This is a genomic window from Streptomyces sp. NBC_00249 (genome assembly GCF_026342355.1).
Lineage (GTDB): Bacteria > Actinomycetota > Actinomycetes > Streptomycetales > Streptomycetaceae > Streptomyces.
Window position 1 is genome coordinate 1159639 of sequence record NZ_JAPEMV010000002.1, and the last position, 21096, is coordinate 1180734.

A 21096-nucleotide genomic window follows, 5' to 3' on the forward strand; every position below is an offset into this window, starting at 1 on the left:
GCCCGCGTCCTTGTGGGGCGGTCGTGGTGAGCGTGTGTCAGAACTCGGCTTCCACCTTGTCGTCGGAGCGGCCGACGGAGTCCTGCTGGAACTGCTTCTCGTAGGCCTTGCGGATCCGTTCGACGCGCGCTCCGCGCTCGTCGGCCTCCGCCTCGGGGTAGAGCAGCACGACCTCGTAGGAGGTCTCGCGGACGATGGTGCCGTCCCCGGCGCGCCATTGGCCGTACCCGTCCTGGAGGGTGAGTCCTTCGGGGAAGGCGGGGGTGATCTCGCGGTCCAGGAACCGCATGAACTCCTGCTTGGCGACGGGGTCCCGGCCGTCGGGTCGCTGCGCGCCGAAGTAGAGCCGGGTCTCCCGGTAGGGCTCCCCCGCATGGCTGTGCAGTGCCGCTCCCACCAGGGCCGGGATGCCGGCGCCGAGGAGGGCGATCAGGACGCCGCCCCCGGCCTTGCCACGTGTGTCCGATGTCCATTTCACGCCCCGTGAACGACGGGCCGCCCTCATCGGTGCGCGGGAGTGGCCCGATAGGGTCACCCCCGATCGGGCCGCAGGGGGCGGCCGTGTGGAGCACCGGGGTGGGGCATGGGCGACGGGAACTGGCAGGTCGGCGCGGCGGAGGGCGGTCGGCTGGCGGCCCGGTGGTGGAAGTGGGCGCTGTCCGCGCCGGCCGATCAGAGCCCGGTGGCCGACACCACGGGCGCGTACGCGGGCCGGCGGCAGCCGCAGGACGTGTGGTTCCTGGCGGGCACCTACGGCGGGCGGGTGGTGCGGCGTTGCAGCATTCCGGCGGGGCGGCGGCTGTTCTTTCCCGTGCTGAACACGCAGCGGATGGTGGTGCCGTTCGTGACGAAGCCCTGGCGGATGGAGATCACCCGGGCCTCCGCCGCGCTGAACAGCTCTCCCCTGGACGTGAGCGAGTTCGCCTCGCCGGTGTTCCAGATCATGGGGATACCGCGGGTCGCCTGGGGTCTGTGGTGCGCGCTCGATCCTCTTCCGCCGGGCCAGTTCGTCCTGGAGATCGACGCTTCGGCCGCCAACGGCTTCTGGGTGGACACCACCTACCACTTGACGGTGGAGGCCGCGTAGAGCGGCGGCACGGCCTGTCGGCGGGTGGGCCTGTCGGCGGGTATGCGAAGAAACCCCCGTCCACTGCGTTTCCGCAGATGAACGGGGGTTCCACTCGCGTGGCGGCGCCAGGATTCGAACCTGGGTAGGCAGAGCCGACGGATTTACAGTCCGTTCCCATTGGCCACTCGGGCACACCGCCATGGGATGTCGCGCAGTTCCTCCGCCTTGCGGCGTTGTTCTGCGGCAACGACGTAAACGATACCTGATGTGCGGGGGTGGTTCGCCACCGGATTGATCAGCCCCCCACGCGGGCGCGGTGGCTAGGCTTTGCCGAGCGGACCGGGGATGTCCGGCCGCGCCCTCCGGGGCACACCACAGCCGACTTCAAGGAGCCACAGCACATGGCCGACTCCAGTTTCGACATCGTCTCGAAGGTCGAGCGGCAGGAGGTCGACAACGCCCTCAACCAGGCCGCCAAGGAGCTCTCGCAGCGTTACGACTTCAAGGGCACGGGCGCCACCATCGCCTGGTCCGGCGAGAAGATCCTCATGGAGGCGAACTCCGAGGAGCGCGTCAAGGCGGTCCTCGACGTGTTCGAGACCAAGCTGGTCAAGCGCGGGATCTCGCTGAAGGCGCTCGACGCCGGCGAGCCGCAGCTGTCCGGCAAGGAGTACAAGATCTTCGCCTCCATCGAGGAGGGCATCTCCCAGGAGAACGCCAAGAAGGTCGCGAAGATCATCCGGGACGAGGGCCCCAAGGGCGTCAAGGCCCAGGTCCAGGGTGAGGAGCTGCGCGTCAGCTCCAAGAGCCGCGACGACCTCCAGGCCATCCAGGCCCTCCTCAAGGGCAAGGACCTGGACTTCGCGATCCAGTTCGTGAACTACCGCTAGTCGCCGCTGCGCCGTCGGGCACAACGGGGGCAGATCGCCGGGGCCTTCCCCGGCGGCCGCCCGCGTTGTGCCCTTCGTCGTTCTGCCAGGACTTCGGACTTCGGGCTTCGGGCTTCGGCGCCCGGGAGGGTGTGTGCCCGGCGTGAGCGGCGCACACTCCTTCGCGGCCCCCTTGTGATCACTAGGCGCGGGCCGGTGCGCCCACCAGGCTGGGGATGACAACCATCACCGTGTGGCAGGGGGTTCTCGCATGCCTGGGGCCGACAGTTTCCGCGAAGACTTCGGGGCGTCCGTCGTCGTCGCGCTGGTCGCGCTTCCCCTCTGCGTGGGGGTGGCCGTCGCCTCCGGTGTGCCCGCCGAGCTGGGGATCGTCACCGGAGTGGTCGGCGGTCTGGTCACCGGCTGGTTCCGGGGCAGCTCGCTCCAGGTCAGCGGGCCGGCGGCGGGGCTGACCGTGCTGGTCTACGAGGCCGTGAGCACCTACGGCCTGCCCGCGCTCGGGGCCCTGGTGCTGGCCGCCGGGCTCTTGCAGGTGGGCATGGGGGTGCTGCGGCTCGGGCGGTGGTTCCGGGCGATCTCCCTGGCCGTGGTGCACGGGATGCTGGCCGGGATCGGGCTCGTGCTGATCGCCGGGCAGCTCTACGCCCTCGGCGGGGTGGACGCTCCCGGGAAGACCCTCGCCAAGCTGGGCGGGGTCCACGTGCTGGGGGCGCAGGCCGACTGGACCGCGGTGGCCCTGGGCGCGGGGACCATCGCCCTCCTCGTGGCCTGGCCGCGAGTGCCGGCCCGGCTGCGGGTCCTGCCGGCGGCGCTCGTCGGGGTCGGCGCCGCCACGGCGGTGGCGGCGGTGCTGCGGCTGCCCGTGGAGACGGTGAGCGTGACCGGGGCGCTGGACGCGGTGGCCCCGCCGGGCTGGGAGGAGTTCGGGGTGCTGGCCTCCGTGGGGGCCGTCGGCACGGTGGTCGCGCTCGCGCTGATCGCCTCCGCCGAGACCCTCTTCAGCGCGGCCGCCGTCGACCGGATGCACGACGGGCCGAGGACCGAGTACGACCAGGAGCTCATCGCCCAGGGCGTCGGCAACACCGTCTGCGGGCTGCTCGGGGCGCTGCCCATGACCGCCGTCATCGTGCGCAGCGCCGCGAACGTGGAGGCCGGGGCGCGCACCCGGGCCTCGCGGGTGCTGCACGGCGGCTGGCTGCTGCTGTTCGCGGTGGCGGTGCCCCAGGTGCTGGAGGTGGTTCCGCTGGCCGCGCTCGCCGGGGTGCTGCTGCACGCCGGGTGGAAGCTGCTGCCGGCGCGGGCGGTGGCCTCGCTGTGGCGGACCCACCGGGGTGAGGCGGTGGTCCTCGTGGCGACGGCCGCCTCGATCGTGGCCACCAGCCTCTTCGAGGGGGTGCTGGTCGGCCTGGGGCTCGCCGTGGCGAAGGCGGCCTGGGAGACCTCGCACGTGCACATCGAGGAGGTCTGGGAGGGCGAGCGGCTGTGTGTCCGGGTCGTGGGGAACGCGAGTTTCCTGCGGCTGCCCAAGCTCCTGGACAGCCTGGAGGCGCTGCCGCACGGGCCGTCGGTGCGGCTCGACCTGAGCGGGCTGCGGCACATGGACCACGCGTGCCTGACGGCGCTGGAGGGCTGGGAGCGCAAGCGGATGCCGCTTCCCGGCCGGGAGGGCGTCATCTAGCCCCGTTACCCTCCCGCCCGTGGACAACGAACTGAACCGCACCCTGGGGGTGTCCGACGCCGTCGTGGTCGGGCTCGGCGCGATGGTGGGCGCCGGCATCTTCGCCGCGCTCGCCCCGGCGGCCCGCGCGGCGGGCGGCGGGCTGCTGGCCGCCCTGGCGGTGGCCGCGGTGGTGGCCTACTGCAACGCGCACTCCTCTGCGCGCCTCGCGGCCCGCTACCCGTCATCGGGCGGTACCTACGTGTACGGGCGGGAGCGGCTCGGCCCCTTCTGGGGGTACCTGGCCGGCTGGGGGTTCGTGGTCGGCAAGACGGCCTCCTGTGCGGCGATGGCCCTGACGGTCGGGGCGTACGTGTGGCCCGGGCAGGAGCGCGCGGTGGCCGTGGCGGCGGTGGTGGCGCTGACCGCCGCGGGCTACGGCGGGGTGCAGAAGTCCGCCCGGATCGCCCGGTGGATCGTGGCGGCGGTACTCGCGGTGCTGGCCGGGGTCGTCGTGGTGTGCCTGGGCTCGGGCACGGCCGACGCGGGGCGGCTCGCCGGCGGTGACTGGGGTGCGGCCGGGCTGTTGCAGGGCGCCGGGCTGCTGTTCTTCGCCTTCGCGGGCTATGCCCGGATCACCACCCTGGGCGAGGAGGTGCGTGATCCCGGGCGCACGATCCCGCGCGCGGTACCGCTCGCGCTGGGGATCGCCCTGTTCGTGTACGCCGCCGTGGCGGTGGCGGTGCTGTCGGTGCTCGGCGCCGACGCGCTGGCGGGGTCGACGGCCCCGCTGGCCGACGCGGTGCGCGCGGCCGGGTGGCCCGGACTGGTCCCCGTCGTCCGGGCGGGCGCGGCGCTGGCCGCGCTGGGTTCCCTGCTGGCCCTCGTGCTCGGGGTGTCGCGCACGGCCCTGGCGATGGCCCGGGACGGCCATCTGCCGCGCGCCCTGGCCGCCGTGCATCCCCGGCATCAGGTGCCGCACCACGCGGAGCTGGCCGTGGGTGCGGTGGTGGCGGTGCTCGCGGCCACCTCCGATCTGCGGGGCGCGATCGGTTTCTCCTCCTTCGGAGTGCTGGCCTACTACGCGATCGCGAACGCTTCCGCGTGGACTCTCGGTTCAGCTGTCAAGGGGCGGGCCGTGGCAGCGGTCGGGCTGTCCGGCTGTGTGGTGCTCGCCTGTGCGCTGCCGCTGGCGTCGGCGGTCGCCGGGGCTGCGGTGCTGGCGCTGGGCGCGCTGGCCTACGGGGTGCGGGGCCGGATCAGATCCGGGATCTGAACTCGGGCCAGGGGCGCCAGTTCCAGGTCGTACTCCTCCCCCGCCGCGGACTCCTCGCAGAACCACGCGGTGCCGTCGAGCCAGCCGCGCAGCCAGCCTTCGAGGCTGGGGGTGTCGATGGACCAGGCGAGCTCGGGTTCCCCGGAGTTCGGGTCGAACAGGAGGACCTGTGCGGTGTCGGAGCGGCAGTCCACGCAGGCGTACAGGGCGCAGCCGAAGTCGGCCACCGGCAGGACGCCTTCGGGCCAGCGCCAGCCGGAGGCGCGCTGTGCCTCGTACGCCTCGACGGCGCGGCGCAGCGGCAGGAGGCCCCGCTCCGGGCCGAACCCGCCGTCGCCGACGCGGGTGTAGAGCGCGGCGAGCAGCGGGGGGAGCGGGAAGCCGAGTATGAGGGCGGCCCGGGTGATGTCCGTACTGCCCAGGGGTGTGGGCAGGGTCCCTCCGCTGCGGCGCGCGGAGGTGCGTACGCGGTCTGCGACTTGCTCCAGCAACTGCTCGGTGTCGTTCATGTGTTCATGGTGGCCCACCCCACCGACATTCGTCCCACCCTGTGGATAACCCTGTGGGGCGCTGTCAGCGGGAGGCGAAGGGGGCGTCCGTGGGGACGATTTCGCGGCCGAGCGGGAGCAGGGAGAGGGGGACCATCTTGAAGTTGGCGATGCCGAAGGGGATGCCGATGATCGTGACGCAGAGCGCGATGCCGGTGACGATGTGGCCGATGGCCAGCCACCAGCCCGCGAGGACCAGCCACAGGACGTTGCCTATGCAGGAGCCGGCGCCCGCGTCGTGTCGCTCGACGGTGGTGTAGCCGAAGGGCCAGAGGGCGTAGAGGGCGATGCGGAAGGCCGCGATGCCGAAGGGGATGCCGATGATCGTGATGCAGAGGATGAGGCCGGCCAGGCAGTAGCCGAGGAACAGCCAGATCCCGCTGAGCACGAGCCAAATGACGTTGAGGATGGTTTTCACTGGCTGCTGCCTGCCATCTGTTCGAGCCGGGCGATGCGCTCGGCCATCGGGGGATGTGTCGAGAACATCTTGGACAGTCCTTCGCCCGGCCGGAAGGGGTTGGCGATCATCATGTGGCTCGCCGTCTCCAGGCGGGGCTCGGGGGGCAGCGGGAGCTGCTTGGTGCCCGCGTCGAGCTTGCGCAGGGCGCTGGCCAGGGCGAGGGGGTCGCCGGTGAGCTGGGCTCCGGAGGCGTCGGCCTCGTACTCGCGCGAGCGGCTGATGGCGAGCTGGATCACGGACGCGGCCAGTGGGCCGAGGATCATGATGAGCAGCATGCCGAAGAGCCCCGGGCCCTCGTCGTCGTTGGAGCGGCCCACCGGGATCAGCCAGGCGAAGTTCACCAGGAACATGATCACTGAGGCGAGGGCTCCGGCGACCGAGGAGATGAGGATGTCGCGGTTGTAGACGTGGCTGAGCTCGTGGCCGATGACTCCGCGCAGTTCGCGTTCGTCGAGGATGCGCAGGATGCCTTCGGTGCAGCAGACCGCGGCGTTGCGCGGGTTGCGGCCGGTGGCGAAGGCGTTGGGGGCTTCGGTCGGGGAGATGTAGAGCCGTGGCATGGGCTGGCGGGCCGAGGTGGAGAGCTCGCGCACCATGCGGTACAGCTCGGGGGCCTCGAACTCGCTGACGGGCCGGGCGCGCATCGCGCGTAGAGCCAGCTTGTCGCTGTTCCAGTACGCGTAGGCGTTCGTCCCGAGGGCGACGAGGACGGCGACGATCAGGCCGGCCCGTCCGAAGAAGCTGCCGATGAGGATGATGAGTGCGGACATCCCGCCGAGGAGTACGGCGGTCTTCAGCCCGTTGTGCCGGCGGTGCACGGTACGCCCTCCAAGTGGTGCGGCGGGGGACCCCGTCCAGGAACTGAGGGTCTTCGGTCCAGTGGACCCTTCCTTCCTGGTCAACGCGAGGTGAGGGCGCCTGGTTCCCAGGGCACGGCCGGGCCGCCGCCCCTGTGGCCTTGGCGGAGGGGCGGCGGAGGGCGTTGCTCCGTACGGGTCGGTACGTACGGACGACCGCGTACGGGTGAGCCCGTACGGGTGTGCCGGCGGCTACTGCGGGAAGAGGGTTCCGGCGGCGAAGCGCAGGACGAGCTGCGGGGCGCCGGAGAGGACCAGGGCGGTCACGGCGGTGAGGACGACGGCCGCCACGACCGGCCAGGGGGCCTTCGCGGGGGCGGGGGCGGCCTCGGCAGCCCCCTCCTCGGGGGTACGGAAGAGGAGGGCCGTCCAGCGCAGGTAGTAGTACAGGGCGATGACGACGTTGACCGCCATCACCACGGCGAGCCAGCCGAGGCCCGCGTCGACGGCGGACCGGAAGACGGTGACCTTCGCGAAGAGGCCGACGATGCCCGGCGGCAGGCCGGCCAGGCAGAGCAGGAAGAAGGCCAGCGAGAGGGCGGCGAGGGGCCGCTCGGCGTACAGGCCGCGGTAGTCGCTGATCCGGTTCAGCGGCTTCGTACGGGCGACCAGCGCGGCCACGGCGAAGGCGCCGAGGTTCACGACCGCGTACATGAGGGCGTAGGCGACGGTGGAGCCGATCTGGTCGCGGTCGGAGTACGCGGCCGCGGCGATCGGGACCAGCAGGTAGCCGGCCTGGCCCACGGAGGACCAGGCGAGCAGCCGTACGGCGCTGTTCGGGCGGTCGGCGGACTGGCGCAGGGCGGCGGCGTTGCCGAGGGTCATGGTGAGCGCGGCGAGGACGGCCAGGGCCGGGCCCCAGATGTCGGAGTACGCCGGGAAGGCGATCACGGTGACGAGGATCAGGCCGGTGAAGCCGACGGCCTTGCCGATCACCGAGAGGTAGCCGGCGACGGGCAGCGGGGCGCCCACGTAGGTGTCGGGGACCCAGAAGTGGAAGGGGACGGCGGCCGTCTTGAAGGCGAAGCCGACGAGGGTGAGCGCGACGCCCGCCATGGCGAGGGTGTCGAGCTGCCCGGGGACCTCTTCGAGCCGGTCGGCGACCTGGGTGAGGTGCAGGGAGCCGGTGGCGGCGTAGACGAAGCTGACGCCCATCAGGGACACGGCGGTGGCGGTGACCGAGGAGAGGAAGAACTTGAGGGCGGCCTCGGAGGAGAGGCGGTCGCCGCGCCGCATGCCGACGAGGGCGAAGGCGGGCAGCGAGGCGACTTCGAGGGCGACGATCAGGGTGGCGAGGTCGCGGGCGGCGGGCAGCAGGGCCGCGCCGGCGGCGGAGGAGAGCAGCAGGAACCAGTACTCGCCGGCCGGCATGCGTGCGTCGCGGACGGCGGTGACCGACAGCAGGGCGGTGACCAGGGCGCCGGCGAGCACGAGGAACTGCACGACGAGCGCGAAGTGGTCGGCGGTGTAGCTGCAGGCGGACGGGTCGCCGGTGAGGCAGAAGGTGGTGCGTGCGCCGGAGCGCAGCGGCAACAGGGTGGCGATCGCCGCGGCGAGTCCGGCGACGGAGATCCAGCCGAGGAGCGGCTTGCTCCGCTCGGGCACGAAGAGGTCGGCCACCAGGACGAGCAGGGCGACGGCGGCGGTGATGACCACGGGCGCGATGGCGAGCCAGTCGACGGACTGGACCAGGTTCGAGGGCGCCAGGGCGGCGAGGGCCGTCATGAGTTGCCTCCTGCGAGGAGCTTCTGGACGGCCGGGTCGGTGAGGCCGAGGAGGACCGCGGGCCACAGGCCGGCGAGGACGGTGAGGGCGACGAGCGGGGTCCAGGCGGCGAACTCGTAGCGCTGGACGTCCGCGAGGGAGATCTCGGGACCGGCCTTCGGGTCGCCCATGCAGACGCGCCGGACGACGATCAGCAGGTACGCGGCGGTGAGCAGGGTGCCGAACGCGCCGACGGCCATGTAGGTGAGGAAGGCCGGTCGGGACAGGCCCTCGGCCGGGTCGAACGCGCCGAACAGGGCCAGCATCTCGCCCCAGAACCCGGCCAGGCCGGGCAGGCCGAGGGAGGCGACGGCGGCGAAGGCGAGGAGGGCGCCGAGGCGGGGGGCGCGGCCGTAGAGGGCGGCGCCGGTGGCTCCGGCGAGGGTGTCGAGGTCGCTGCTGCCGTAGCGGTCCTTGAGGGCGCCGACGAGGAAGAAGAGGAGGCCGGTGATCAGGCCGTGGGCGATGTTGGCGAACAGCGCGCCGTTGACGCCGGTGGGGGTCATGGAGGCGATGCCGAGCAGGACGAAGCCCATGTGGCCGACGGAGGAGTACGCGATGAGGCGCTTGAGGTCGCCCTTGCCGCCCTTGCGGGTGAGGGCGAGGCAGGCGAGGGATCCGTAGACGATGCCGACGGCGGCGAAGGCGCCGAGGTACGGGGCGAAGGTGTGCATGCCGTCGGGGGTGACGGGGAGCAGGATGCGGACGAACCCGTACGTGCCCATCTTCAGCATGACGCCCGCGAGCAGCACCGATCCGACGGTGGGGGCGGCGGTGTGGGCGTCCGGCAGCCAGGTGTGCAGGGGCCACATCGGGGTCTTCACGGCGAAGCCGGCGCCGATGGCGAGGACGGCCAGGAGCTGGGTGGTGTGGGACAGCCCGCGGCCGTTGTCAGAGGCGAGTGCCACCATGTCGAATGTGCCGCTGTCCAGTCCGATCAGCAGCAGTCCGAGGAGCATGACCACGGAGCCGAGGAGGGTGTACAGGATGAACTTCCAGGCGGCGGCCTGCCGCTGAGCACCGCCCCAGCGGGCGATGAGGAAGTACATCGGGATGAGGACCATCTCGAAGGCGAGGAAGAACAGCATCAGGTCGAGCACGGCGAAGGTCGCGAGGGTGCCGGACTCCAGGACCAGGAGCAGGGCGACGAAGGCCTTCGCGGAGGGGCCCGCGGGGAGCTTGAAGTAGCTGTACACCGCGCAGAGGAAGAACAGCAGCGCGGTCATCAGGAGGAGGGGGAGCGAGATGCCGTCGACGCCGAGGTGGATCCGGATGTTCAGCGCCTGGATCCAGCTGATGTCCGTCGTCGCCTGGAAGCGGGACGGTGCGTCGTGGTCGAAGCCCAGGGTGAGGGCGATCGCCGCGGCGAGGATGACTCCGGTGACGGTCACGCCGTGGCGCAGGACCGCCTGTTCGGGGCTCCTGCCCTTGAGTCCGGGCGGGGCCGGCAGGAGGGCCGCGACGGCCCCGAGGAGCGGTGCGGCCACGATGAACGCCAGAAGGAACTGCATCACGGACGGGCTGATATCAATCACGGCTGACTCACGGCTCACGATCCGGCGTTGACGTTGGCGAGGACGGCGGTGGCGATCGCCAGGACCACGGCGCCGGCGAGCAGGGCGCTCAGGTAGCTCTGCACGTTGCCGGTCTGGGCTCGGCGGACGAGGGCGCCGAGCAGCCGGGGGCCGGTGCCCGCGCCGCGGACGTACGTGTCCACGACCTCGCGGTCGAGGAAGCGGACCAGGCTCGCGGCCGCCCGGGTGGGGCGGACGAAGAGCCGGTCGTAGACGGCGTCGAGGTGGAAGCCGTCGGCGGCGTGGCGGTGCAGGGGGCCGAGCAGGGCGACCCCGGGGTCGGGCGCGGAGCCTGCGGGGACGACGGGGTGGTCGTGGGTCACCTCGGCCACCTCGGGGGTCTCGGCGGCGGACCGGGCGGCCGCCACGGAGGCGGGGACGCCTTCTCCGGTCGCGGGGGCGCCGGCGGGGGTGCCGGTGCGGGCGGCGGAGGCGGCCTTGGCGGTGGCGCGCTGCCACAGGGCGTAGGTGAGCATCACGCCGATGAGGGCGGCACCCGTGCCGAGGACCGAGGTGGTCACGGACGGGGTGAGCTCCTTGCCGTCGAACCAGTCGGCGAGGGGGCCGACGGCGAGGCCGAAGGCGATCGAGGGGATCGCCAGCAGCCACAGCACGCCGGTCATGGCGACGGGTTCCTTGCCGTGGTCGGGGGCGGAGGCGCCCCGGCCGCGGAAGGCCATCAGCCACAGCCGGGTGGCGTAGGCGGCGGTGAGCAGCGCGGTCAGCACACCGGCGACGAGCACCAGCCAGCCGGCCGCGGTCGGGGCGAGCTCGGAGTGTCCGGTGGCGGTGTGCTCGGCGGCGACGAGGACGGCTTCCTTGGAGAAGAAGCCGGCGAAGGGCGGGATGGCGGCGAGCGCGAGCAGCGCGATCGTCATCGTCCAGAAGGCGTCGGGGATGCGCTTGGCCAGGCCGTCCATCCGGGACATGGCGGCCAGGGAGTTCGTACCGGCGGCATGGATGATCACGCCCGCGCCGAGGAACAGGAGCGCCTTGAAGGCGCCGTGCGACAGGAGGTGGAAGACGGCGGCGGAGCGGTCGCCGACGGCCAGGGCGCCGGTCATGTAGCCGAGCTGGCCGATCGTGGAGTAGGCGAGGACCCGCTTGATGTCGTCCTGGGCGAGGGCGGCGAGGGCGGAGCCGATCATCGTGACGGCCGCCATGGCGGCCATGACCACCAGTGCGGCCTGGGAGGCCGCGAAGACGGGCAGGAGGCGGGCGATGAAGTAGACACCGGCGGCGACCATCGTCGCGGCGTGGATCAGCGCGGAGACCGGGGTGGGGCCCGCCATGGCGTCGGGGAGCCAGGTGTGCAGCGGGAACTGCGCGGACTTGCCCGCGACGCCGGCCAGCAGGAGCAGCGCGATCAGCGTCGGGTGGTCGAGGCCGCCCGCGGCGACGGTGCCGAGGATCTTGGTGATCTGGAAGGAGCCGGCGTCGGCGGCGAGCGCGAACAGTCCGATGAGGAAGGGGACGTCACCGAGCTTGGTGACGAGGAAGGCCTTGAGGGAGGCGGAGCGGGCCGCCCCGGTCTCCCAGTAGTGGCCCACCAGGAAGTAGGAGCAGATGCCCATGACCTCCCAGCCGACCAGCAGCACCATCAGGTCGCCGGAGTAGACGACGAGCAGCATCGCGGAGGTGAAGAGGGAGACGAGCGCGGCGTAGGAGGGGTAGCGCGGGTCCTCGCGCAGGTACGCCGTCGAGTACAGCTGGACGCAGGTCGCGACGACGCCGACGAGGACGGCGACGAGCACGGCGAAGCCGTCGAGGTGGAGCGAGAGCTCGATCGGCACCGAGCCGGTCGGGGTCAGCTCGGTCGCGGTGTCGATGGCCGGGCCACCGCCCTGGCGGACGGCGACGAGCACCGCCAGCACGGCGGTGGCCAGCGCCGGCAGCACCGCGAGGGGGCGGACGAAGCCGGGGGCGGTCCGGCCGAGGAGCAGGCCGGCCACCGCGCCGAGGAAGGGCAGGAGGGGAACGAGGACCGCGAGGGTCGTGGTGCTCACGCGGCGACCTCCGGCCGGGCAGTGGTTTCGTCGGACCGGCCGGGTTCACGGCCCTCGGCGGTGTCGCGCAGCTTGTCGACGTCCGAGGTGCCCCGGTTGCGGTACACCATCAGCACGATCGCGAGACCGATGCCGATCTCGGCGGCGGCGATGGCGATGGTGAAGAGGGTCAGTGCCTGGCCTGCGTGCAGGGTGTCGCGCAGCCAGACGTCGAAGGCCACCAGGTTGAGGTTGACGGCGTTGAGCATCAGCTCGACGGACATCAGGACCAGGATGGCGTTGCGCCGGGCGAGCACTCCGTAGAGGCCGGTGGCGAAGAGCAGGGCCGCCAGAACGGCGGGGTACGCGAGGTGCATCAGCGCTGGCCCTTCTCGGCGCCCTGGTCACCGGCGCGGGCGGCGGCGTCGGCCGCCTCCTCGGCGGGGGTGTTCCTGCGGGAGAGCACGATCGCGCCGATCAGGGCGGCGAGGAGGAGCACGGAGAGCGCCTCGAAGGGCAGCACCCAGTGCTGGAAGAGGATCTCACCGGAGACCTTGGTGGAGCCCTGGGCGGGGCCGTCGAGGTCGATCCAGGTGGTGCGGAAGGCGTCGACGACCACCCAGACGAGCGCGGCGCCCGACACGGAGGCGACGCCTAGGGCCACCCAGCGGTTGCCGGAGTCGGCGTCCGGGGAGCGGCCGATGGGGGCCCTGGTGAGCATCAGCCCGAAGAGGAGGAGGACGACCACGGAGCCGAGGTAGATCAGTACCTGGACCCAGGCGATGAACTCGGCGGTCAGCAGCAGGTACTCGACGGCGATCCCGCCGAGCGCGACGACCAGCCAGAGGGCGGCGTGCACGAGCTGCTTGGTGGTGACCGTGATGACGGCCGCGCCGAGGGTGGCGAGGCCGACGAGGAGGAAGGCGATCTCGACGCCGGTCGGGGAGAGGAACCCGGGACCGGCCGGTGTGGTGGCCGCGGCGAGGTGGGCGGCGTACGTCATCACGCGGTCCCTCCCGTCGGGGTGTCGGGGGTGGCGGGCGGGGTCGGCGGGGCGTCCGGGGTTGCCGCGGCGTCCGGGGTTGCCGCGGCGTCCGGGGCCGGGGTGGCGGCGGCGGCTGCTGCGGCGGCTTCGGCCTTCTCCACGGCCTTGCGGGCGGCGGCGACCTCCTTCGGCTCCTCGGCGGCCGGGTCCAGGGCCGGCGGGGCCGGGACCGTCCACATCCACTCGCGCAGCTTGTCGCGCTCGTGGGTCAGCTCGTGGATGTCGGTCTCCGCGTACTCGAACTCCGGCGACCAGAAGAGGGCGTCGAAGGGACACACCTCGATGCAGATCCCGCAGTACATGCAGAGGGAGAAGTCGATGGCGAAGCGGTCGAGGACGTTGCGGCTGCGCTCGCGGCCGCCGGGGGTGGCGGCCGGCACCGTCTCCTTGTGGGAGTCGATGTAGATGCACCAGTCGGGGCACTCGCGGGCGCACAGCATGCAGACCGTGCAGTTCTCCTCGAACAGGCCGATGACCCCGCGGGAGCGGGGCGGGAGCTCGGGCTGCACCTCGGGGTACTGCGCGGTGTGGGAGCGCTTCGTCATCGTGCGCAGGGTGACGGCCAGGCCCTTGGCCAGGCCGGATCCGGGGATGGGCATTACTGGATCGCCACCTTCACGATGCCGGTGAGCGCGATCTGGGCGAGCGCGAGGGGGATGAGCACGGTCCAGGCGAGCTTCTGGAGCTGGTCCTCGCGCAGGCGCGGGTAGCTCACCCGGAGCCAGATGACGACGAAGGCGAGGACGGCCACCTTCAGGAGGGTCCACACCCAGGCGAGGTCGTCGCCGCCGAAGGGGCCGTGCCAGCCGCCGAGGAAGAGGACGGTGGTCAGCGCGCAGAGGACGACGATGCCGGCGTACTCGGCGAGCAGGAACAGCGCGAAGCGCAGCCCGGTGTACTCGGTGTACGCGCCGAAGATGATCTCGGAGTCGGCGACGGGCATGTCGAAGGGGGGCCGCTGGAGCTCGGCGAGGCCGGCGGTGAAGAAGACGAGCGCGCCGATGATCTGCCAGGGCAGCCACCACCACTCGAAGGCGTTCACGATGCCGGGCAGGGACACCGTCCCCGCGGCCATGGCGACGGAGGCGGCGGCGAGCAGCATCGGCAGCTCGTAGGCGAGCAGCTGGGCGGCGGTGCGGAGGCCTCCGAGCAGGGAGAACTTGTTGGCGGAGGCCCAGCCGCCCATGAGGCTTCCGAGCACTCCGATGCCCATGACGGCGAGCGCGAAGAAGAGGCCGGCGTCGATGACCTGGCCGACCGCGCCTTCGCCGGGGCCGATGGGGATGGCGAGGAGGACGAGGAGGTACGGCAGCAGCGCGACGGCGGGGGCGATCTGGAAGATCCGCTTGTCGGCGCCGGCCGGGACGATGTCCTCCTTCTGCGCGAACTTCACGCCGTCGGCGACGAGCTGGGCCCAGCCGTGGAAGCCGCCGGCGTACATGGGGCCGAGGCGGCCCTGCATGTGCGCCATCACCTTGTGCTCGGCCTGCCCGACGACGAGCGGGAGCACGAGGAACACGGCGAAGACGACGATCAGTCGCAGGGCGACGTCGAGGACATCGTTCACGCGTCGCCTCCGGTGGTGGTGTCGGGATCGGGGTCGGGGTCGGGCTTGGGGGCCGGGTCCGGGGACGGCGGGGCCGGCGGGGTGGCCGGGGGCTCCTCGAAGGCGGGCTTCGGGTCGTGCCAGGGCGCGTCGGGGCTCCGCGGGGCCGCGCGCGTGGGAGCCTCCGGCTCCGGCCCGGGGGTCTGGCTCGCGGAGCCGTCCGCGACCGAGCGGGTGCGGCGGGCCGGGCGCGGGGTGTCGGTGGCGTCGGCCGGGGCTTCCGGTGACGGGCCGGGCGGGGTGGTCTCGCTCGCGGAGCCGTCCGCTGCCGCGGGAGTGGCGCCGGGCGGGGTCGCCTGGCTCGCGGAGCCGTCCGCGACCGAGCGGGTGCGGCGGGCCGGGCGCGGGGTGTCGGTGGCGTCGGCCGGGGCTTCCGGTGACGGGCCGGGCGGGGTCGCCTGGCTTGCCGAGCCGTCGGAGACCGAGCGGGTGCGGCGTACCGGGCGGGCCGGGGTGTCCGCGCCCTCGGTCGGGGTGTCCGGGCGGGGGCGGCGGGCCGGGCGGTCGGCGGCGGCGCCGGCTGCGCGGGGGGTGCGGGCCGGGCGGGCGGGGGCCGGGGGGAGCTGGCCCTTGAGGGGGCCCCACTCGTTCGGGTCCGGCACGCCGGGCGGGAGCATCTGGCGCCGCTTCGGCGCGTCGGGGTCGTGGGCCTCGCCCGGCTCCTTGGCTCCCGGCCAGGCCTTGGCCACGCGGGCCGCCAGGACGAAGTCCTTGCGCAGCGGGTGGCCCTCGAAGTTCTCGGGGAGGAGGAGGTGGACCAGGTTCGGGTGGTCGGTGAAGACGACCCCGAACATCTCGAAGGTTTCCCGCTCGTGCCATTCCGCGCCGGCGTAGACCGCGACGGCCGAGGGGAGGGAGGGGGAGGTGTGCGGGACCGTCGTGCGCAGCAGGAGGCGGCGTACGCGGTGGTTCTCCAGGGAGACGACGTGCGCGCAGATCCGGAAGCCGGTGCCGGGCTCGTCGACCGCGCTCAGCCAGTCGAAGAAGGTGCAGCCCAGCTTGTCGCGGGCGATTTCGAGGGAGGAGATCCAGGAGCCGACCGGGACGTCGACCGTCAGGACGTCGTAGGCGAAGCTGCCCACGGCCTCGGCGCCGAAGACGGTGGCGGCGCCGTCGGGGAGGGAGTCGTAGAGGTTCACGCGTCCGCCCCCGGGGTGCTGGGGGGTGCGATCAGGCCGCTGGTGAGCTGGGAAACGGAAGGCGTCGCCGCGTACCGGTCCGCCAGGGACTCTCGAGCGATCTTCTCCTGCAGTTTGAGGATTCCCTGGAGGAGGGCCTCGGGGCGCGGCGGGCAGCCGGGCACGTAGACGTCCACCGGGATGATCTGGTCGACGCCCTTGGTGACCGAGTACGAGTCCCAGTAGGGGCCGCCGCAGTTGGAGCAGGCACCGAAGGAGATGACGTACTTCGGCTCGGGCATCTGCTCGTAGAGCCGTTTGACGGCCGGGGCCATCTTGTCCGTGACGGTGCCCGAGACGATCATCAGGTCGGCCTGGCGGGGGCCCGGCGCGAAGGGGATGACGCCGAGGCGGATGAAGTCGTGCCGGGCCATGGAGGCGGCGATGAACTCGATCGCGCAGCAGGCGAGGCCGAAGTTGAACACCCACAGGCTGTACCGGCGGCCCCAGTTCAGGACCACCTTCATCGGCTCCGGGGCGAGGCGGGAGAGCACTCCCAGGCGCTTGGGCTCCGGGAGGAGAACGGGCTGGACGGGCTGGTCTGCGCCGTCCACCTGCGGTGTCACGTCCATTCGAGGACGCCCTTCTTGTACGCGTAGAGCAGGCCGACGGCCAGGAACCCGAGGAAGATGAACATCTCCACCAGGGTCGTGGCGCCGTAACCGGCGGCGGCGAACACCGTCGCCCACGGGAAGAGGAAGATCGAGTCGACGGCGAAGATGACGTAGAGGAAGGCGTAGACGTAGTAGCGGACCTGGGTGTGCGCCCAGCCCTCGCCCACGGGGTCCACGCCGCACTCGTAGGTCAGCAGCTTCTCGGGGGTCGGGACCACGGGCCGCAGCAGGCGGCCGGCGCCGAAGGCCACGGCGACGAAGAGCACGCCGAGGACCGCCAGCAGGCCGACGACCGAATAACTCCGGAAGTAGTCCGCGGCGATCACGGTCACGGTCACGGTCGAAACCGTCGGGTCGGACACGTCCGTTCCTCGCTCCTCGGCCACTGTCGACGATCAGGGTGATCTGGTACGGACGGGAGTCTAGGGCCTGGTCCGCACAGGGTGGGGTTATCCCCCGTTCACTGGCGCCTGGCTGCCCCATGGCATCGGGCAGGCGGAATTGGCAGGCTGTGCCGCATGACCGCGAACGATCAAGCCGACGCTCCTCCTCCCGTACGTCCCGTGTTCGACGCGGTCACGTGGAGGGAGATCGCTTACCTGCTGAGCAATCTGCCGGCAGCGCTGATCGGTTTTGTTTACACCATTGTCATGGTTTCGGCGGCCGGTGGCCTGTCCGTGACCGCGATCGGACTGCCGCTGCTCGCGTGCGTCCTGTGGGGGGCGCGGCAGCTCGGGCGCTTCGCGCGGGCCCGCGCGCGGGGGCTGCTGGGCGTGCGGGTGGCCGAGCCGACGCCGCTTCCCGGGCCGAAGCGGTCGGGCGGGTTCTTCACGTGGCTGTGGACGGGCATCAAGGACCCGGTGGGCTGGCGGACCGTGCTGTACGAGCTGGTCCGGCTGCCGTGGGGGGTGCTGACCTTCACCGTCACGTTGACGGGGCTGATCGTGCTGTGGCCCGTGCTTCCGTATGTGGTGCGCGGGCTGTCGAACGTGGACCGGGCGATGGTGCGGGGCCTGCTGTCCCCCTCCGACGAGCTGGAGCGGCGGATCGCCGAGCTGGAGACGGGGCGGGGTGTGGTCGTGGACACGGCGGCGGCGGACCTGCGGCGGATCGAGCGGGACCTGCACGACGGGGCGCAGGCGCGGCTGGTGGCGTTGGCGATGGGGCTGGGGCTGGCGAAGGAGAAGATGGCCGAGGATCCGCAGGCCGCGGCGCGGATGGTGGACGAGGCGCACGGTGAGGTGAAGGTGGCCCTCCAGGAGCTGCGGGACCTCGCGCGGGGGATCCATCCGGCGGTGCTGACCGACCGGGGGCTGGACGCGGCGCTGTCTTCGGTGGCGTCGCGGTGTCTGGTGCCGGTGAAGGTGGCGGTGGATCTGCCGGGGCGGCCGGCGGCGGCGATCGAGGGGATCGCGTACTTCGTGGTGTCGGAGCTGCTGCAGAACGTCAGCAAGCACGCGGGGGCGCGGGGCGCGAGCGTCGAGGTGTGGCGGGCGGGGGTGCGGCTGCTGGTGCGGGTGTCCGACGACGGGCGGGGCGGGGCGCGGGTGTCCGGGGGGACGGGGATGGCGGGGCTGGCGGAGCGGCTGCGGGCGGTGGACGGGGTGTTCGTCGTGGACTCGCCGGAGGGCGGGGGCACGGTGGTGTCGGCGGAGCTGCCTTGGCGGGACCGCGATCGGGGGTAGCCCGGGCTGTGGGTGGGGGCGGGGTCGGGGACGGGGTGGGGTGCCGTCCGGGATAGGCATGATTTATGGCGCCCCCTCCGCAGCTGCGTTGGTGCGGCGGTACCGCGCGCCAACACATCACGTTTTACATCCCGGACGACACCCCACCCCGTCCCCGACCCCTCACGTCTCACGTCTGTGATCCGGTCCCGCCCATTCCAGCCTCGCCGGCGTTTGAGGCGCGGGGTCTGGGGCGGAGCCCCAGGTCTGTGAGCCGCGCCGGCGATTGAGGCGGGAACGGGCGAAGGGTGGGGCGGGGAGAGCTCCGCGCAGCGGGACACGTCCGGGGGCGCCCGGCCCGGGGTGGGGTTAACCCCCGGGGGGAGACGCCGATGCGCCGCATGGTGGCGGCGTAGGGCCGCGCGGCAGGGTGGGGGGTACGGGCCGATACGAAGGGCAGGGCGGGATCATGGGCGACGGCAAGGGCTGGCCGGCGGTGTTGCGGGAGCCGGTGGCGGGGCGGACCTGGCGGGAGTTCGGGTACCTGTTGGTGGGGCTGCCGCTGAGCGTCGTCTACTTCTCGCTCGCCGTCACGGGCGTCGCCCTCGGCGCGGGGCTGCTCGTCACCTTCATCGGGGTGCCGGTGCTGGCCGGGGTGCTGGCGATGTGCCGGGGCTTCGGGCGGGTGGAGCGGGGCCGGGTGCGGGGCCTGCTGGGGGTGGCGGTCGCGGAGCCGGCCCCGGTGCGGGCCGCCAAGGGCGGGGCGCTGGGCACGATGGTGGCGCTGCTGAAGAGCGGTAGCGCGTGGCGCCACGTGCTGTATTCGGTGGTGCACCTGCCGTGGGCGGTGTTCTCGTTCTCGCTGGCGCTGGTGCTGTGGGCCGCCGGGTGGGGGTACATGACGTACCCGTTGTGGTTCTGGGTGTTTCCCGCGTTCACCGACCAGCCGGGTCTTCAGCTGTTCCAGAATGATGATTATTCGTTCTATCTCGACTCACCGTTGGCGGTGGGGGCCACCTGTTTGATCGGGCTCGCCCTGACCTTGGCCACCCCGTGGGTGATCCGGGCGCTGGCCACCGTCGACCGGGTGCTGGTCGGTGCGCTGCTGGGGCCGTCGCGGCTGGACAGCCGGGTCAGTGAGCTGGAGTCGGACCGGGGTGTGGTCGTGGACACGGCGGCCGCGGACCTGCGGCGGATCGAGCGGGACCTGCACGACGGGGCGCAGGCGCGGCTGGTGGCGCTGGCCATGGACCTGGGGCTGGCCAAGGAGAAGATGGCCGAGGATCCGCAGGCCGCCGCGCGGATGGTGGACGAGGCGCACGGTGAGGTGAAGGTCGCCCTCCAGGAGCTGCGGGACCTCGCCCGGGGGATCCATCCGGCCGTGCTCACGGACCGGGGGCTGGACGCGGCGCTGTCGTCGGTGGCCTCGCGGTGCACGGTTCCGGTGCGGGTGACGGTGGACCTGCCGGGGCGGCCGGCGGCGGCGATCGAGGGGATCGCGTACTTCGTGGTGTCGGAGCTGCTGCAGAACGTCAGCAAGCACGCGGGGGCGCGGGGCGCGAGCGTCGAGGTGTGGACGTCCGGCGGGCGGCTGCTGATCCAGGTGTCCGACGACGGGCGCGGCGGGGCGGACCCGTCCGGCGGTACGGGTCTGGCCGGGCTCTCGGAGCGGCTGGACGCGGTGGACGGGGTCCTGGTCGTGGAGTCCGTGGAAGGGGAGGGCACGACCGTGAGTGCCGAGCTGCCCTGGCGGGTCTGAGGTCCCGAAACTCCCTCCGTACACCCATCTGTTGGCCCGGACTGGGCCCTGTCCGGGCCTTCGAGCTGGGATGCTTGGCCGTGCCAGGCATGACCCGCCACGGGTGGCGGGTCGCGGATGACGGATGGAACGCGGGAGCTGCTGAAACGTGGAAGACAGGGTGCGGGTGGTCATCGCCGAGGATTCAGTGCTGCTCCGTGAGGGCCTGACCCGGCTGCTGACCGACCGGGGGCATGACGTCGTCGCGGGCGTCGGGGACGCGGAAGCCCTGATCAAGACGGTGGCGGACCTGGCGGCGGAGGACGCACTGCCGGATGTGGTGGTGGCGGACGTACGGATGCCCCCGACGCACACCGACGAGGGCGTACGGGCAGCCGTGCGGCTGCGCCGCGACCACCCGGGCATAGGTGTGCTCGTGCTGTCGCAGTACGTGGAGGAGCAGTACGCCACCGAACTGCTGGCCGGTTCCAGCACCGGGGTGGGGTATCTGCTCAAGGACCGGGTGGCCGAGGTGCGGGAGTTCCTCGACGCCGTCGTACGGGTGGCGCGGGGCGGTACGGCGCTGGACCCGGAGGTCGTGGCCCAGCTGCTGGGGCGCAGCCGCAAGCAGGACGTCCTGGCCGGTCTGACCCCGCGCGAGCGCGAGGTTCTGGGCCTGATGGCGGAGGGGCGGACCAATTCGGCGGTGGCGAAGCAGCTGGTGGTGAGCGACGGCGCGGTGGAGAAGCACGTCAGCAACATCTTCATGAAGCTCGGCCTGTCCCCGAGTGACGGGGATCACCGGCGTGTACTGGCGGTCCTCACCTACCTGAAGTCTTGATCAACTGACACCCTGTCAGTTGAGGTGGGACGGCGAGGGCGGCGGTCGCCGGCCGGAGGGTTTGGGATATTTCGCGTAGAGCACGACGTCTGTCGGACAGACCGCCCCGAAACGGGCGGTCCAGCATGCGGGCGGCCCAGGGACGAACATCCTCACGGACGTAGGGTTGGCCTTGGGAACGAGCGCCCGCCTCGAAGGAGGTCCAGTTCAGTGACCAGCCAGGTCAGTACTCCGGCCGAGCAGGCCGACGGGGCCGGAGGGTCCATCGGAGGGCAGCGCAGCGCGCCGCAGCCCGGTGGGACCGGCAAGGAGATCCGTCGCGTCGACCGC

The 21096-nt window shown here is 72.3% G+C and carries 21 protein-coding genes and 1 tRNA gene; 7 read left to right on the top strand and 15 right to left on the bottom strand.

Annotated features, from left to right (window positions below; translation table 11 throughout):
* Nucleotides 1-37: 37 nt before the first annotated feature.
* Nucleotides 38-478, bottom strand: a complete 441-nt coding sequence (locus OOK31_RS14215; RefSeq protein ID WP_267012801.1) for a DUF3574 domain-containing protein — start codon at nucleotides 476-478, stop codon at nucleotides 38-40.
* Nucleotides 479-583: 105 nt separating this feature from the next.
* Between OOK31_RS14215 and OOK31_RS14220 the strand changes: the two genes are divergently transcribed.
* Nucleotides 584-1087: a hypothetical protein gene (locus OOK31_RS14220; RefSeq protein WP_267012802.1), complete on the top strand. Its 504-nt coding sequence runs from the start codon at nucleotides 584-586 to the stop codon at nucleotides 1085-1087.
* A 99-nt stretch (nucleotides 1088-1186) separates the two neighbouring features.
* Here OOK31_RS14220 and OOK31_RS14225 read toward each other — a convergent pair.
* Nucleotides 1187-1268 (bottom strand) — tRNA-Tyr (locus tag OOK31_RS14225).
* 202 nt (nucleotides 1269-1470) lie between these two features.
* On the opposite strand from OOK31_RS14225, the gene OOK31_RS14230 reads away from it, so the two are divergent.
* The 3 genes from OOK31_RS14230 (at nucleotide 1471) to OOK31_RS14240 (ending at nucleotide 4892) form a co-directional block, all read left to right on the top strand.
* Nucleotides 1471-1959, top strand: a complete 489-nt coding sequence (locus OOK31_RS14230) for a YajQ family cyclic di-GMP-binding protein (RefSeq protein WP_030163016.1) — start codon at nucleotides 1471-1473, stop codon at nucleotides 1957-1959.
* Between the two features lie 250 nt (nucleotides 1960-2209).
* Nucleotides 2210-3637 carry a SulP family inorganic anion transporter gene (locus OOK31_RS14235; protein WP_267012803.1) on the top strand — a complete coding sequence of 476 codons (1428 nt, stop codon included), beginning with the start codon at nucleotides 2210-2212 and terminating at the stop codon, nucleotides 3635-3637.
* A gap of 19 nt (nucleotides 3638-3656) precedes the next feature.
* Complete coding sequence (locus tag OOK31_RS14240) at nucleotides 3657-4892, top strand: APC family permease (protein WP_267012804.1); 1236 nt, start codon at nucleotides 3657-3659, stop codon at nucleotides 4890-4892.
* On the opposite strand, the gene OOK31_RS14245 is transcribed toward OOK31_RS14240, so the two are convergent.
* From OOK31_RS14245 to OOK31_RS14305, 13 genes are all read right to left on the bottom strand, one after another.
* The gene (locus OOK31_RS14245) at nucleotides 4856-5401 is read right to left on the bottom strand and encodes an SMI1/KNR4 family protein (RefSeq protein ID WP_267012805.1); all 546 of its coding nucleotides are present in this window, start codon (nucleotides 5399-5401) and stop codon (nucleotides 4856-4858) included. The genes OOK31_RS14240 and OOK31_RS14245 overlap by 37 nt on opposite strands.
* Nucleotides 5402-5465: 64 nt before the next feature.
* Nucleotides 5466-5858 (bottom strand): YccF domain-containing protein, encoded by a 393-nt coding sequence (locus OOK31_RS14250; RefSeq protein WP_267012806.1) that lies wholly within the window; start codon nucleotides 5856-5858, stop codon nucleotides 5466-5468.
* Nucleotides 5855-6718 (bottom strand): zinc metalloprotease HtpX, encoded by an 864-nt coding sequence (gene htpX, locus OOK31_RS14255; RefSeq protein ID WP_267012807.1) that lies wholly within the window; start codon nucleotides 6716-6718, stop codon nucleotides 5855-5857. Before htpX ends, OOK31_RS14250 begins: the two co-directional genes overlap by 4 nt.
* A 231-nt stretch (nucleotides 6719-6949) precedes the next feature.
* A complete protein-coding gene (locus tag OOK31_RS14260; protein ID WP_267012808.1) occupies nucleotides 6950-8482 on the bottom strand; it encodes an NADH-quinone oxidoreductase subunit N in 1533 nt (510 codons plus the stop codon).
* Complete coding sequence (locus tag OOK31_RS14265) at nucleotides 8479-10032, bottom strand: NuoM family protein (protein WP_267012888.1); 1554 nt, start codon at nucleotides 10030-10032, stop codon at nucleotides 8479-8481. Before OOK31_RS14265 ends, OOK31_RS14260 begins: the two co-directional genes overlap by 4 nt.
* A gap of 38 nt (nucleotides 10033-10070) precedes the next feature.
* Nucleotides 10071-12101 carry an NADH-quinone oxidoreductase subunit L gene (locus OOK31_RS14270; protein WP_267012809.1) on the bottom strand — a complete coding sequence of 677 codons (2031 nt, stop codon included), beginning with the start codon at nucleotides 12099-12101 and terminating at the stop codon, nucleotides 10071-10073.
* Nucleotides 12098-12457 carry an NADH-quinone oxidoreductase subunit NuoK gene (gene nuoK / locus OOK31_RS14275; protein WP_267012810.1) on the bottom strand — a complete coding sequence of 120 codons (360 nt, stop codon included), beginning with the start codon at nucleotides 12455-12457 and terminating at the stop codon, nucleotides 12098-12100. The genes OOK31_RS14270 and nuoK overlap by 4 nt, the downstream gene beginning before the upstream one ends.
* On the bottom strand, nucleotides 12457-13083 hold the full coding sequence (locus OOK31_RS14280) for an NADH-quinone oxidoreductase subunit J (protein WP_267012811.1): 627 nt from the start codon (nucleotides 13081-13083) through the stop codon (nucleotides 12457-12459). The genes nuoK and OOK31_RS14280 overlap by 1 nt, the downstream gene beginning before the upstream one ends.
* A complete protein-coding gene (locus OOK31_RS14285) occupies nucleotides 13083-13724 on the bottom strand; it encodes an NADH-quinone oxidoreductase subunit I (protein ID WP_267012812.1) in 642 nt (213 codons plus the stop codon). The genes OOK31_RS14280 and OOK31_RS14285 overlap by 1 nt, the downstream gene beginning before the upstream one ends.
* Nucleotides 13724-14692 (bottom strand): complex I subunit 1 family protein, encoded by a 969-nt coding sequence (locus OOK31_RS14290; protein ID WP_267012813.1) that lies wholly within the window; start codon nucleotides 14690-14692, stop codon nucleotides 13724-13726. The genes OOK31_RS14285 and OOK31_RS14290 overlap by 1 nt, the downstream gene beginning before the upstream one ends.
* Nucleotides 14689-15870, bottom strand: a complete 1182-nt coding sequence (locus OOK31_RS14295; RefSeq protein WP_267012814.1) for an NADH-quinone oxidoreductase subunit C — start codon at nucleotides 15868-15870, stop codon at nucleotides 14689-14691. Before OOK31_RS14295 ends, OOK31_RS14290 begins: the two co-directional genes overlap by 4 nt.
* Nucleotides 15867-16481, bottom strand: coding sequence for an NADH-quinone oxidoreductase subunit B (locus tag OOK31_RS14300; protein ID WP_267012815.1), 615 nt, complete (start codon nucleotides 16479-16481; stop codon nucleotides 15867-15869). The genes OOK31_RS14295 and OOK31_RS14300 overlap by 4 nt, the downstream gene beginning before the upstream one ends.
* Complete coding sequence (locus OOK31_RS14305; RefSeq protein ID WP_267012816.1) at nucleotides 16472-16885, bottom strand: NADH-quinone oxidoreductase subunit A; 414 nt, start codon at nucleotides 16883-16885, stop codon at nucleotides 16472-16474. The genes OOK31_RS14300 and OOK31_RS14305 overlap by 10 nt, the downstream gene beginning before the upstream one ends.
* A gap of 156 nt (nucleotides 16886-17041) precedes the next feature.
* On the opposite strand from OOK31_RS14305, the gene OOK31_RS14310 reads away from it, so the two are divergent.
* From OOK31_RS14310 to OOK31_RS14320, 3 genes are all read left to right on the top strand, one after another.
* Nucleotides 17042-18208 carry a sensor domain-containing protein gene (locus OOK31_RS14310; RefSeq protein ID WP_267012817.1) on the top strand — a complete coding sequence of 389 codons (1167 nt, stop codon included), beginning with the start codon at nucleotides 17042-17044 and terminating at the stop codon, nucleotides 18206-18208.
* A gap of 448 nt (nucleotides 18209-18656) precedes the next feature.
* Nucleotides 18657-19946, top strand: coding sequence for a sensor histidine kinase (locus OOK31_RS14315; RefSeq protein WP_267012818.1), 1290 nt, complete (start codon nucleotides 18657-18659; stop codon nucleotides 19944-19946).
* Between the two features lie 160 nt (nucleotides 19947-20106).
* Nucleotides 20107-20766: a response regulator transcription factor gene (locus OOK31_RS14320; protein ID WP_030653505.1), complete on the top strand. Its 660-nt coding sequence runs from the start codon at nucleotides 20107-20109 to the stop codon at nucleotides 20764-20766.
* The last annotated feature ends 330 nt before the right edge of the window (nucleotides 20767-21096 follow it).